The sequence below is a fragment of the Zhongshania sp. genome, assembly GCF_041623545.1.
Classification (GTDB): domain Bacteria; phylum Pseudomonadota; class Gammaproteobacteria; order Pseudomonadales; family Spongiibacteraceae; genus Spongiibacter.
The window spans coordinates 1-13,691 of sequence record NZ_JBFJWS010000062.1; the positions used below are offsets into that span (position 1 = coordinate 1).

At 50.2% G+C, this 13,691-nt stretch carries 12 protein-coding genes; 9 read left to right on the plus strand and 3 right to left on the minus strand.

All coding sequences use genetic code 11. The features are described from left to right. The 4 genes from ABYT30_RS08360 to ABYT30_RS08375 form a co-directional block, all read left to right on the plus strand. Positions 1-120 (plus strand): DUF3348 family protein (locus tag ABYT30_RS08360; protein ID WP_373095990.1); only part of this gene is annotated, 120 nt, incomplete at its 5' end. After that, entirely contained in the window at positions 120-2,222 is a 2,103-nt protein-coding gene (locus tag ABYT30_RS08365) for a DUF802 domain-containing protein (protein WP_373095984.1), read from the plus strand. The genes ABYT30_RS08360 and ABYT30_RS08365, both read left to right, overlap by 1 nt. Continuing rightward, positions 2,219-2,875, plus strand: coding sequence for an OmpA family protein (locus tag ABYT30_RS08370; RefSeq protein ID WP_373079555.1), 657 nt, complete (start codon positions 2,219-2,221; stop codon positions 2,873-2,875). The genes ABYT30_RS08365 and ABYT30_RS08370 overlap by 4 nt, the downstream gene beginning before the upstream one ends. Next, positions 2,847-3,611 (plus strand): DUF2894 domain-containing protein, encoded by a 765-nt coding sequence (locus ABYT30_RS08375; protein ID WP_373095986.1) that lies wholly within the window; start codon positions 2,847-2,849, stop codon positions 3,609-3,611. Before ABYT30_RS08370 ends, ABYT30_RS08375 begins: the two co-directional genes overlap by 29 nt. A 232-nt stretch (positions 3,612-3,843) precedes the next feature. Here ABYT30_RS08375 and ABYT30_RS08380 read toward each other — a convergent pair whose 3' ends face one another. Beyond that, a complete protein-coding gene (locus ABYT30_RS08380) occupies positions 3,844-5,076 on the minus strand; it encodes a serine hydrolase domain-containing protein (protein ID WP_373079559.1) in 1,233 nt (410 codons plus the stop codon). Between the two features lie 303 nt (positions 5,077-5,379). On the opposite strand from ABYT30_RS08380, the gene yghU reads away from it, so the two are divergent. The 3 genes from yghU to ABYT30_RS08395 all read left to right on the plus strand — a co-directional run bounded on the left by yghU (position 5,380) and on the right by ABYT30_RS08395 (position 8,329). Then, on the plus strand, positions 5,380-6,222 hold the full coding sequence (gene yghU / locus ABYT30_RS08385) for a glutathione-dependent disulfide-bond oxidoreductase (protein ID WP_373079560.1): 843 nt from the start codon (positions 5,380-5,382) through the stop codon (positions 6,220-6,222). 155 nt (positions 6,223-6,377) lie between these two features. Continuing rightward, the gene (locus ABYT30_RS08390; RefSeq protein ID WP_373079561.1) at positions 6,378-6,788 is read left to right on the plus strand and encodes a hypothetical protein; all 411 of its coding nucleotides are present in this window, start codon (positions 6,378-6,380) and stop codon (positions 6,786-6,788) included. Further along, positions 6,785-8,329, plus strand: a complete 1,545-nt coding sequence (locus tag ABYT30_RS08395) for a hypothetical protein (protein WP_373079563.1) — start codon at positions 6,785-6,787, stop codon at positions 8,327-8,329. The genes ABYT30_RS08390 and ABYT30_RS08395 overlap by 4 nt, the downstream gene beginning before the upstream one ends. On the opposite strand, the gene gss is transcribed toward ABYT30_RS08395, so the two are convergent. Continuing rightward, on the minus strand, positions 8,326-10,212 hold the full coding sequence (gene gss / locus ABYT30_RS08400) for a bifunctional glutathionylspermidine amidase/synthase (protein ID WP_373079565.1): 1,887 nt from the start codon (positions 10,210-10,212) through the stop codon (positions 8,326-8,328). The two genes, ABYT30_RS08395 and gss, sit on opposite strands and share 4 nt — an antisense overlap. A gap of 189 nt (positions 10,213-10,401) precedes the next feature. Here gss and ABYT30_RS08405 point away from each other — a divergent pair, with 189 nt between their 5' ends. Together ABYT30_RS08405 and ABYT30_RS08410 are read left to right on the plus strand one after the other, a co-directional pair. After that, entirely contained in the window at positions 10,402-11,304 is a 903-nt protein-coding gene (locus ABYT30_RS08405) for a prenyltransferase (RefSeq protein WP_373079567.1), read from the plus strand. 4 nt (positions 11,305-11,308) lie between these two features. Beyond that, positions 11,309-11,839 (plus strand): NapC/NirT family cytochrome c, encoded by a 531-nt coding sequence (locus tag ABYT30_RS08410; RefSeq protein WP_373079569.1) that lies wholly within the window; start codon positions 11,309-11,311, stop codon positions 11,837-11,839. A 46-nt stretch (positions 11,840-11,885) separates the two neighbouring features. Here ABYT30_RS08410 and ABYT30_RS08415 read toward each other — a convergent pair. Next, on the minus strand, positions 11,886-13,691 hold a 1,806-nt coding region (locus tag ABYT30_RS08415; RefSeq protein WP_373095988.1), incomplete at its 5' end, for an MtrB/PioB family decaheme-associated outer membrane protein.

The window sequence follows — 13,691 nt, forward strand, 5'->3', positions numbered from 1 at the left end:
GCTTGGTTAGATAACTTTTTTACAGAAATGCAGGGCTTATTATTGGCCGAGCTTGAATTGCGGCTCATGCCAGTGATGGGATTGTTTGAGGCTCTAAATGCAGAGGTAGCTACACCGTAATGACTAGAATTTTGTCGATAACCGCCTTTGCCTTAGGCGGCGTAATTGTACTGTGGATGGCCTCAGCGTTTGTAGGCAGCAATTTGCTTGCTTTGGGCGTGACCTTACTTATTGGGTTCGCTTACACGGTCGGTTTTGCAGAATTACTGCGCTATCAGCAAGCCAGTTGCTCGCTGGAGTCGTCATTGCTTGCCGCAGGTAATGACGTTGACGATATAGAGCAATGGTTAGCCAAGGTACCTGCCACACTGCGTAATGCGGTCGGTCAGCGAATTCAGGGTGAGTATGTTGGGCTGCCGGCCCCGGTATTAACGCCTTATTTGATCGGTTTGTTGGTGATGCTCGGCTTGCTGGGCACCTTTATTGGGATGGTAGACACCTTGAAAGGCGCGGTTATGGCGCTCGAAGGGACCACTGAACTAGAGGCGGTTCGCGCGGGTTTGGCTGCGCCAATTAAAGGCTTAGGGATGGCCTTTGCCACCTCGGTTGCGGGTGTTAGTGCGTCGGCAATGTTGGGCTTTATTTCAACGCTCAGTCGCCGGGAGCGTTTGCAGGTTTCGCGTCAGCTCGATAGCCGTATGCGGACTGTGTTCAAGCATTTCTCCCTGAGTCACCAGCGCAGTCAAAGTTATATGGCAATGCAGCAACAGGCGGCAGCGCTGCCGGTGGTGGCCCAGCAACTCAGTGACTTAGCAAATCGTTTGAGCCAAATGGGTGATGATTTAAGTAATAAATTTCTCGCTGGGCAGGAGCAATTTCACGCCGCTGCGCAGGCCCAATATCGCGAATTGGCTAGCTCGGTTGATACCTCCTTGAAGCAAAGTTTGGCGGATAGCGCGCGACTTTCAGCTGAGAGTATTGCACCGATTATGCAGTCTTTTGTACAGGAAGTTGCTCGAGATTTAAAACAAACGCAATTGCAGCTGACAACGAGCGCTGATAGCCATTTGGATCGTTTGAGCGAAGGCTTTGTAAAAAGCGCTGATGAGTTCCATCAGGTTTGGCAGCAGGGTATTGCTGGTCAGCAGAAAAATAGTGAAAGTATGCTTGCGAAAATGGATGCGCAGCTTGGCGTCTTTAACGCACAATTTAGCGCCGCCACTGGCGCACTATTAGAAACCTTTAATACGCTAAGTAGTGACAGTCTGGTGCGCCAGCAAGAGGCTGAAAAGGCAAGATTAGAAAACTGGTCTGCGGTGTTCGATCAAAGTGCTGCACTGTTGCGAGATAGCGCCGAACAATTGGCGAATAATGCCCATAGCGGTTCACAGGAAGTTGTGGCGGAGTTCCGCACATTAATTTCATCTTCTGAACAGTTGATTCAAACCCGCATAAATAGTGAAGAAAAATGGTTAAGTGACTACCAGCAACGCATGGCCGAGTTGGGAAGCACATTATCGGCTGAGTTGAGTAGTTTGCGGGATATTGAAGAGCGTCGCGGTGATGCAGCTGTCGCCCGCTTGGCTGAGCTGCAGGAGGCGGTTGCGCAGCATTTGGCGACCTTGGCTAATGCCCTAGAAGAACCCATGGGTCGCTTAATCGAGTCTGCCTCAGAAACCCCGCGTATTGCCGCCGAGCTGATGACCAAGCTGCGAGCGGAGATGAGTGACAATATTGAGCGGGACAATAGTTTGCTCAAAGAGCGCAGCGAACTGTTAATTCAACTCAATAGCCTGTCCGAGTCCCTGCAGATTTCAGCCGCTGGGCAGCGCGAGGCCGCGGAAAATATATTGAAAAACTCGGCTGAATTACTGGATAGCATCGGCAATCGCTTTACCGAAAAAGTGAGTGATGAAACGGGTAAATTAGCCGAAATCATTAATCACTTTGAAGGTAGTAGTGCTGAGCTCGCGAGCTTAGGTGAGGCGTTTAGCGCAGCAGTGGCCCTGTTCGGTGAATCAAATAATAAGCTGATTGCCACCATGAACTCGATCGAGTCGGCATTGACCAGTAGTACGGAGCGTAGTGACGAGCAAATGGCATATTATGTTGCCCAAGCGCGGGAGATTATCGACCATAATATGCTGTCGCAGCAGGATATCATCAGCCAGTTGCAGCAACTTAGCGGTAAGGCGCTGAGCCAAGCGGGTGCGCCGGCGTGAGTACCTCGGAACTCGATAATGGTCTGGATCAAGAACCGCCAATTTGGGCGATTTTCGGCGATCTAATGACCGGTCTTGTCGGCGTTTTTGTTTTGTTGCTGGTGTGGACATTGGGTTTTCAGTTGGAGCTATCGCAAACCCTAGAGCAGGAAATTCAAAAGCGAGAGGTTGCTGAGCAGCGGCGTCAAGCTTTGGAGGCTGCGTTGGCCGATCCATTGGCTGCCGGGCGTGTTACGCTGCGCGATGGGCGCATTGGTATAAGTGGCAGCGTTTTGTTCTCCCTAAACTCGGCCGAATTACAAGAGGAGGGGCGTGAGTTACTCCATACCTTGCGGGCGCCATTGCAAGTGTATTTGACCGACAGCGAGCAGCTGTTAATGGTCAGCGGCTTTACCGATGATTTACCGATACAGCAGGGAAATCTGCATTTTAGCGATAACTGGGAACTGTCGGCGCAGCGCGCTTTAACGGTAACCCGCGCTTTAATTGATGAAGGTATGCCCCCCAATATGGTTTTTGCCGCCGCCTTCGGTGCCCAGCAGCCGGTAGTGGCGAACGTCGATGGCGAGAGTCGCTCGCAAAATCGCCGGGTAGAGATGGCGCCGGTACCAAGGGTGGCGGGTAATGAAGCTGCACTCGGTGCTGGGCAATGAGCAAAGCATGACTAGCGCTAGCCTGCTTGATCGAATTGCTGAGCTGCGGGAATCGGGTGTGGACGGATATGATCCGGTGCGCTTTCGATACATTGAAGCGCTGGCAGGGCGCGCCCATAGTGCCAGAGAGGCTGTTAGTCAGCGACTGGCTGATAAGGCCGACAACGCTTTGCAAGCCTATCTCCAAGCCAGCTGCCAGCCGTGCCCTAAGGACAAACAAGCCTCCTCTCGACCACCTAATGGCACGGTTGTCGCTTTGGCGGCGTTGCGGCGCGATGTGGCCGCTAGTCAGCTTGCCGCGCCAAGTGGCACAAGTGATTTTGAACAGGAACTACAGGATCAAGAGGGCGAGCTACTGCAGGATGGCTTGTATGCGCCGTCCCTGACGAGTGCCTCTGAGTCGCTATCTGTTGCTGATGGGGGGGAACTCCCGGCGCCGCCATTAAAAGCCAGTCAAACTATGCGGGTGCATCAGCAACGCCGCGCTGCGGAAAAACGCATTGAACTCGCTATTGCGGAAGGGCCAGAAAGTCCAGGCCCGCTAAATCCACAAATGCTCGCGATAAAATCCCTAACGATCATGCGAGACATTTCGCCACAGTATTTAAATCGTTATGTGGCGTATCTGGATACCTTATTTTGGGTCGAGCAACTTGATACTGCCGCCAGTAATAAAACGGACAAGAAAAATAGCCGGGTTGGCAGTCGCGCCAAGCCCAAGAAAAAGTCTGTTTAACGATCAAATTGCTTGTTCTCAATAAGTGCATTGTTGGTGAAAAGTTAAATGCGCAAATGGCGGTTGAGCCATCCTAGCAGGCGCTAGGGGCAATGGCCTTTGCTTTGCCGGTTTTTTTTGATGTGTAGGGGTTTTGGCAAAAGCAGAAGGTGAACGCCTAGGAATTTTTTAAGGAGTGGTGATGGTGCGGAACGGTGGGCGCCTTTGGCGAGGCGCCCACAAACTCGCTGATTTACGTCAGTGAGAGGTCGTGTTGGCCAAAATTGCCGGTCCAAGCTGACATGTCATCTTTTTGCGGGAAGCTTTTGCGAATGTTTTCCATAAGGCTCAGTACGCCTATGAGATGGCTACCAATGACAGGTTTGCCATTATTGACTACCGAAACGGCGATATCCCTTTGCGGGTCGGCCCAGCACAGTATATTGGAAAAGCCTAAGTGGCCAAACGCGTAGGGGGTGTTGCGGCCATACATGCCAAATACTCGGCCACCTAACATGGTGCCGGCGCTGTAGCGCATAGGAAACATCAGCGAGTGGTCACGCTGTGGTCGCGAGGCTTCTGAGGTGAGCCGGTATACGGAAAGCGGCGACAGAATTTGTTTTCCTTGCCACTGCCCCTGTTGGAGCAACATTTGGAAAAACTGACAGGCCTCATCGGCGCTGGCGTATAAGTTTCCAGACGGAATTGTGGCGCCTAGGAATTCATCGGTATTGGAAAGGTCGACAACGGAGTCGACATCGGCACCGAGGATTTTTTCAAGTTGCCGCCCTAATACCGAAACATTGGGTAAGCCACTGTTGTAGTTTTGCGCTTCGGTCCCTCGACTACTTTTGGGCATGCCGAAGGTAAATGATTTAAAGCCCATGGGCTTGCGAATGACCTTGTCGAGGTATTCGTTCATGCTCAGGCCGGTGCAAACTTTTACCAGCTCAGTGGCAATGATCCCGCCGGTAATGGCGTGGTAAGCGAGTTTGCGACCATCCACGTCCAGAGGTGCCTGTTCGCAGAGCAGGCGGAGTGATTCCTCGTGATCAAAGATCGTACTCGGGGGTGTACCCGGTGGCACGCCAGGTACACCGGCGCGATGGGCCAATAGCTGATAAACCGAGATATTGGCCTTGCCGTTTTGGCCGAAGGCCGGAATGTAGTAACTCACGGGATCTAGCAGGTTAAGGAGGCCATCTTCCGCGAGTTTGTGGATTAATACGGCGCTAACCACTTTGGACGCCGAAAATAGGCATACTGGCGTGTCTAAAGTTGCGCCAACGGGTGCCGAGCCATTTAATCCGCGCGCTTGGCCGATACTGCGATGAAGAACAGTTTTACCCTTGTAGCGTAAGGACATACCCACCATGGGGTGCATGCCGCTCGTGTGCAGTTTTTCCGCAGCCGCCCAAATAGCGTCAATATCCACGCCATCAACAGCGTGTTCCGCCGGATCAATGATTAGGGGCGTCGTGGCCATTGGGGATAACTCTGGTGCTCTAAATATGCGCTTGTTCAGCATGTTTGCGCAGGGAATAACCGGCATATTTCTTCTCTATATTCTCAGTGGTTAATTTTTATACCATGACAGCGGATTCGACACTAGAACAGAATACGGTCTTATTAAATAATTACTTGCCTAAACGCTGCAAATTAATGCATATCTTCTGATATGTCGCCCTAGGGCAGCTTGTGTTGCCCGCGCAGTCAAGTAGCCTGTACCATGCTGGCTGAGCAGTATGCCAGATCAGATCATCGTCCTACACAGCGGGAGCCCGAGCGCATGTCAACATCTTTAACGTACACTCCGCCAGCAGTATGGGAGTGGGAAAATCAAAGTGGTGGTCAGTTTACTAATATTAATCGCCCCATCTCTGGCGCAACCCACGACAAAGTATTGCCCCGTGGCGAGCATGCCCTGCAACTTTACTCGCTCGCGACGCCAAATGGTGTGAAAGTGACAATTATGCTCGAGGAGCTGCTTGAGCTGGGCAAGAGTGACGCCGAATATGACGCTTACTCGATTGTTATTTCAGAAGGAGATCAGTTCGGTAGTGGCTTTGTCGAGATTAACCCAAATTCGAAAATACCGGCTTTAGCAGATCACAGTTTTAATCCTCCGATTCGGGTATTCGAGTCGGGGGCGATACTACTGTATTTGGCGGAAAAATTTGAAGCTTTTTATCCTAAAGAGCCGGCGCAACGCGCAGCCTGTCAATCTTGGTTAATGTGGCATATGGGTAGCGCGCCATTTCTCGGCGGTGGTTTCGGTCACTTTTACGCCTACGCGCCAGAAAAATACCAATACCCGATCGATCGCTACGCGATGGAAGTAAAACGCCAATTAGATGTATTGAACAAACACTTGGCTGGCAATACCTACTTGTGCGGTGATCAATATACGATTGCTGATATGGGTGCCTACCCTTGGTACGGAGCCTTGGTGCAGGGCTATTTGTATGATGCAGCCGAGTTTCTTGATGTGGCGTCCTATACCCATGTTGTGCGCTGGGCTAATCTCATTGCCCAGCGTCCCGCCGTGCAGCGCGGTCGTCGGGTGAACCGCCTGTGGGGGGACGAAGACAAGCAAATGGCGGAGCGCCATAGCGCCGAAGACTTTAAATAAAATTGGCCACTAAATAGCAATCACCTTGGGTGTAGGTGATTGCTTTGCTAATTTGTTCTCTTTAGAATCGTTTCGATAAATATAATAATGTAAACGTTCAACATAAGTAGACCCACAAGCCTAGGATGGCTGTAGTGATTACAAGGAGTTCGCGAATGCCGCATTTGCCTTGCGTTGAAGAAATTATTATTAACCCTATTCCTCGCGGAACGATATTAAGTTTCCCCGTCAGTCCCATGCCGACCACGAATGGTTTGGTGCGTATTATCGGTACTCGCATGCGAGCCGGAGAAACCCTACCTGACCCTCTTCCCGACGAAGATAAAATTGCCTCAGAATATTTTCTGCCCGACAAAGCGCCGGCGAAAATGGCCATGAACAAAGCGGGTGAATTTGTCATAGAAATTACAATGATTCAACACAAGCCGGGGGCGGCCGGTAGCGATGCCGGAAAAGCACAAGTCCGCTGCTTAATCGATGGCCTAGATGCGTGTCCGGCGGGTGATATCTGTATTCCGGCTGGAGAGATTCACGGGCAGTATTGCGTGTCGGTGAAAGTGCTGTGAGTCGTTTAACGCGGTTGTTATTGAGCGCGACATTTATCCTGCCGCTGGTTGGTCATTCGGCGTCACCATTATGTGCTTATGGTGAAAATATTACCGGCTGTGTAAATCAGATGACGGAGCAAATACGCCTAGAAAATAAGAAGGGCGTCGCTAGGGAAAATACCGATCTAGCACTTGAAAAATTAAAATCACTGCCAACGGGTATTTCCTTAAGTGAATTAGGCTCTACAGTCACGGATACCATGAAAGTATTGTCAGTGCTTGGTCTAGATAATACGGATCGCAATGGGCGGCCGGATACCGCATTTGCCTGGGCACCGCGTTTCTTTGCCGAGGACGGTGCAAATATCGGCACGTCATTAGCGGAGCTACAATTGAATCGCGAGGCGAGTTTGTCGCCAATCGCAAGTGCTGCGCTAAAAGAGGGTGGGAATGGCGAGCTGATTGCGCAATTAGAGGATGAGTTGTCGGAATTTGATGACGTTGCGCTGTCGTGGCTGGATGTCAGCGACAGCGGTATTTTTGCTCGTGATATACATGCTTACCGTTCGCTGTTAGATGAACTGATCTTTCTCAGCTTGACGTCAGCGAGGACGCGACAAAGTTTATTTTCCCTTAATGCGCGGCTCGTGAGTCGCGAAGGCGCACTTGGTGCTTGCCCAAATCAGCTAGATGCACACACTGTCATCACTCGGGATTTAAGTACTGATTGTATCGCTGCAATTAGTGAGGCAGCGTATTCTCATGCGTCCTTGAGTGCTGAGCGATATCGCCGCCAAGGCAGTTTTCTCGCCGCTAACGGCATTCCCTATTTTGCCAATTTGGTGGCGAACAATGCCCAGCTTTCATGGGGCGTGGCCCATCACTCTAGGGAGGCAATTGTGGGCGCGGATCTGACTGCCCTCAGGGCGAGCTTTGAAATGGGAACGCCATCATTAACCTGGTTTTTACTGAAAAATGCCGATGCATGCAAAAAAAATAATGGTAGGTACACCAGCGCCTGCGCAGAGAAACTTGCAAAATACTTTAAAGATAATGCTAATAACGGTGTGCTAAACGAAGGGGTGAGAGTGAAATTGGCAGTCGAGTACGCCCAGCTTGAAGCCGACGAAATTTATATTCCTTTAAGTGATGCCTTATTAAGTCCACTGCTTGGCAATCCCATTAGCGGGCCAGTTACCGGTTTGTTGAATCAGTCGGGACTTTATAATCTTCGACAAGATGGTATTCATCTTAGCTTGCCTGAAGTTGAACGGTTTACCGTAAACGCAGGTCTTGGTTGGATGGTATCGCCGCCCAAAGGCGAGGGCTTATTGAAGCGCTCGACCCGATTAGACGCGATAGCAAAATACCAAACCTTTTCGACTAACCCGATCTATTCCGAAGCGTGGAGTGTAGCGCTAACCCTGAGCTTTGATGTTGGCGGTATTACCATTCCTGTCCAACTAATTCATCACGGCAAGTCCGAGTTCGGAGCGGCTGGGGTGAAGCTTGACGATACCACTCTTGGCATTGGTATGGCTTACCGGCTACTTAATTAATGTTCAGCGAGAAAGGCTTTGTCGCCAACAAAGCGCAGTGGCATGCAATCGCTGTCTTTGCTGATCACCATTGCGGTATCTACGCGGACGCAGCTACCAGCGTAAACGCCGGCGGCGGTAAAGGTGCAGACTTGAGTGTAATATTTTCCCACTTGCGGTAAGGGATAGAATTGTTGGTAAATTTTTTCTTGCTCACCAAAGCCGCCCGAGGTGGCTTCTACTAAATTCTGATTCTGGTCAAATAGAGCGATATTTGCCCCGCAGCGGCCGACAATTGGCTTTTCAACATAGCCAGTGGCTTTGAGTTCATCGTTTAACTCAAACGCAGAGTTGAGTAGCAGTGGGTGATTAGGGAATAGCTGCCACAATACCGGCAATATCGCTTTGTTGCTCGGAATTAGTGTCCATAGCGGTTCGAAGACCATGATGTTTTTACGTAGTAAAACATCGGATAGGCGCAGTGGTTTGCCGAGTGACCACTGGGGCTCAAAGGCTTCGTCATCCTCGCATTCTGCGCGAATTTGATCGAGCGCCGTTTCCCATGACCATGTTTTCCACACCCAATTGACTGCCTCACCATCGCTGTCGCGAATAGTGCCCTCGCTGTCCCATTCAAGGCCATGTAGACGTACGATGATTTTGCTGTCGATGCCGGCAGCCTGCAATGCTTCCTGCATGAATAAGGCGTGGTACTCTTCTTCGGGGTCCTGGTCGCGCAATATATGTACTAGACCTTTGGCATGGCTTTTTTCCCAGGCGCGACAGAGGTCGTGAAATAGATCTTTGCCCGCGTCCTCACTATCGTTGAGGAGATAGTGTTGGCCCCACTTGCCTTGCACTTTTCCGGCTTCCATATAACACGACGCCGAATCGCAATTGTATTCATACACCTTAAGACCCTGTGGGGTTTGAGCAAAATCAAAGCGGCTGGTAATAAGCTGGTTTAAACGATTGTCCCAAGACTGGCGTATTTTAGGTAACACGGCCTTGGGTAAATTAAATTTGGCCAGCAGCTCGTCATGGCACAGTACATACTCTGTCGCATGCATGAATAAACCGTGCAATTCATTGGTGGCATACTCTAATTCGTCGATAGCCGTTTTCGATAGTAGAAAATAGCGCGATTGCTCCTCAGGTACCGCCGTTAAATAGTGGCCGCCCATCATCTCCACAAACGCCGCTTCGTCACTATTGGCCATGTTAAGCCACGACTTGCGGGTAATGGAACTGGTGTCAGCATTTAGGCTTTTTATGGTACTAAGCGCGCTGTTCTTGATCGGACTGGTTTCGGCGTAACGGGTGTCATCGGTTTGGGTCATCCAGCCTAAAATCTCCGCGTCGCCGTAGGAGCATTTAACCCAATATTCACCATCGTCGGTAATCTTGGCAGTGAGTTCGCGAGCATAGTTATGGCCTTCCCGCCATTGCCCATGGCCGACATTTTGTTCGGCAATACGTATGTAGTTTGGTGCGACGTCGGTGACCACGGCAACGTGGCCAGTGTCTTCAAACTCGCCGCCCTCTTGCCAAATGAGTAAGCTACCTAATGTCGGGTGGGACTTGCTGCCATTGCGAAAGGCATTTAGCGGTAGGCGTGTATTAGTGGCGAGGTCGCGAACCGAACGAAGGTCAAAAATATCGTAGGCCATCGCAACATCGTCAAAAATATAGCCGTAGTTGCAGTACATCCAGCGGCGCGCAAACTCGACGCACTGCCATTTGTAACCCATATAAATACCGTCGACATAGCTGCGATAGGAACTGCGCTTAGGGTAGTCCACGGTGGACGCAGAACTATAATCTGAGGAATAGGCCGGCACATTGCCCGGTGCATAGCCGAGCAAGGTACCGAAGGGCAATGTTCTGCTTGGGATGTTGCTCAACGGCGTCTCCGTTCAAGCTATGCTGTTTATAACATGAGATGAGTATAGGCAGTACGGGGCTATTTAGTACAGAGGCCTTATATGGTGTTTTTACCGCCTAATCTTGTCTGCGCCAGTGCGAATTTTCAGTATTGGTCTAAAATTTATGCTGACGATCTTCTGTGTGCAGCGAAAATGGGGAGGCTGAGTATGAACGCAGTTCAAGCTTTGCTAACTAGTGCAAGACCAAAATTCCTTGTTTTAACATTCGCTTGCATTGCGCTGGGCTGGGCGGGTAGCGCGTATGCTAATCTAGCCCTTTCCCTGCCGTTATTTGGGCTGGTGGTCATTGGTGGCTTGGCTGCGCATATCAGCGTTAATTGGTTTAATGAGTACCACGATTTTCACAGTGGGCTCGATCTCATCACAGTAAAAACGCCCTTTAGCGGCGGCAGTGGTGCCCTTCCCGACAAGCCAGAGTTTGCCGACAAAGTATTATGGGGCGCTATTCTAAGCTTGATTCTAACGATTGTGATTGGCTGCTACTTGGTCTACTTGCGAGGAGCGGGTTTACTGCTTGTTGGTGTTCTCGGTGTAATGCTAATCCTCAGCTACACTCCCTATATAAATCGAAGTGCACTTTTGTGTTTGATTGCCCCCGGTTTTGGATTTGGCGTACTGATGGTTACGGGCGCGGCAATCGCGGTCGGTGGGCAACTCAGTACGGCGACAGCGTGGCTCACGGTGCCAGCGTTTTTTTTGGTAAACAACTTGTTACTACTCAATCAATTTCCCGATATGGATGCCGATCAGAAGGTCGGTCGTAATCATTTGTTGATTCGTTACGGGCGAGTAATTTCGAGTCGGGTCTATGTCGCTTTTATGGTCTGCGCGTATATCAGTATTGGTCTAGGCGTATTTTTAGATGCGTTGCCACTACTTGCCTTGTGCGCACTGGTTACGTTGGCAATGGCTGTACCTACTGCGCGAGGCGTTCTTCAAAATGCCAATAATCCTGAAAAGCTAAACCGCTTTTTAGGAGCAAATGTTGGGATAACAATATTTACTATCGTTATATTGGCTGTAGCAGTGTTTATCGAGTCTGGGAGATAGTGTCATGGCAAAATTACCAAAGTACCTTGCTGGTGGTTCATTAGCGTTGCTGGCAGCGGGTGTTGTCATTGGTATTGCCGGCACGCTCGGCTTCGACCTTGCAATGGAAAAAACGAACACGACGGAATTTTGCATTTCGTGTCATGAAATGGAAACGCACCCCTGGCAGGAGTCCCTCGGTAAGGCTCATGCTGCTAGCCGAGTCGGCTTTACGGTTGGTTGTGCGGACTGCCATGTTCCCAAAGAATTTATACCTAAAATGAAACGGAAAATTGAAGCCTCACGGGAAGTGTGGCACCACTTGCTCGGTACGCTAGATACCCCTGAAAAATATGAACAGCACCGCGGGGAAATGGCGGCGCGGGTTTGGAAAACCATGGAAGAAAATGACTCCGCGAGCTGCCGAACTTGCCATAATTCTGAAAAAATAGGCGCAACGGAGATGATCAACAATATGCATCAGCAGGCTCTAGGCTCCGGAGCTACTTGCATTACGTGCCACAAAGGCATTGCCCACGATCTGCCTAATCAGTAAGCGTGCACGGTTAAGTATTTATGGGGCAGCGAGGCCATACTCGGCTTTAAAAGTGATACTTAAAGGCGAGTATAGCCTCGACCGCCGAATAGTTTGGCGTTGTGTTACCAATCGCAATGACGTTATTCATGGTATTTGCGAATACCTGGTCGAAGCTAAAGTTTCGTGCCCGGTAACTTTCGTGAACGACGTTCAGTGTGATGTCGATATTTTTACGATAGTGATGACTGAGTTCCGCGCTAATGCGTCGTAACTTATCCCCCTGTTTAGGCATGGCCAACGCGTTTAGCGCGCTGCCTGTGGTGGTCTCGAAGTCACTGTCGCTATAGGCCATCAAATAGCCGAGGCTTAAGTCGGTATTAGGCAGGATATTGAAAACCTCGAGATCGCTGCCCACGGTTTTCACCGTATCTTCGTTGCGATGCCACCAGTTCCGATTCGGATCGATAGAATGGGTGGCAATTGCATTGCCATTAAAACTGCGACCGCTTTGTTGAGCTTGGTATTGTTCGTAGCTGATAAAATTATGCCACTGGGCAAAGTCAGTTTTGATTAACGACAAGTCGAAATGCAACCCGCGTACATCAGATTTTTGCAGGCCGAAAATTGACTTCGTGTAGTCGTCTTGCGCCATATTATAGGCAAGTCCAACATTGGCGATGTCCGAAGGCGTCCAGTTTAGGCCTAGGGCCATTTTTTGGCGTTCGCGCTGCGCCTGGTAATACTTGCGCAGCAAGGGGTGGTTTTCAAAGCGCTCGTCAGCCGCTTGATTGGCGATATACGCTTGTGTGTGTGAGTTTAAGTATGGCGTGTCGCCACGATAATTCGATGGGTTGCGGTGTTCCTTACTAAGGCGCACATAAGATTGCAATCTATCCATCGGACGACTTTCAAAGGCTATATGGCCGACATCTTCCGTGACACTTGTGGTCTCTGAATAATTGCGGTCGACTGTTTTGTGCTTTGCACCGCCAGACAAAGTACTGGTTTTACCAATGCGATACCGCAGCGTGGCGTCCAACTTAGTTTCGCGATAACTGTGGGGCAGATTATAGCGGGCGCGGCTTGAGGTCGCACTGTCTTGGTCTTGGGAGTCACCGCCGATGTACACATAGAGATTCTGGGGTGTTTTGTTATTGCGGTCTTCGTAAGCGGCATTGGCGCGAAGCATTAGGCGCTTACTGAGTGCTTGCTGGTAGCCAAGTTTATAACGCCATATATCAATTTGACCGTTTAATGAGTCTTGGGGAAGTGGTGTAGACACAGACAGGGCGGGGTTGATGGAATAAGCTTGAAATGTTTCATCCTGTTCCAATATTGCATACTGAATGCTGCTGTTTACAGAGGTCGTCGCAGATATTCGGAGAAAGCCGGTGACAAACAACTGTTGGTAAGTATTGTCCGGTTCCAATGCCATTGAGCCGCGACCAGTATTGTAACCAGCAGCGCTATTCCAGCCGTTAATGGCGAGGAAGGGGTTGTCCCAGGACAAACTCTGGTGATCATTTTTAAACAGCGATAAATCGTAACCAAACTGCCAGTTGTATGTGGTCGCGGTATATTCGGCGCGTAGACTAAAATCATTAAACTCAAAATCGACCGGACGGGGTAGGGCCACACTGCGAGGGTTGCCTCCGGTGTTGCCAATTATGCCGTACTTATACACACTGCCATCTTTTATTTCGTGTTTGAAACTTATGTCGAAAGCCCAGTTGGCATTGGCCTTGATTTTATAATTCAACGCAATGCGGCGGCGCTGCAGTTCATCGTCGAACTCGTTTTGCGGACTGGCTAATCCGCTCATGCCCGCGGTCGTTGTTGCGGCTGTCCAGTTGGCGGGCAAGTTTAATGA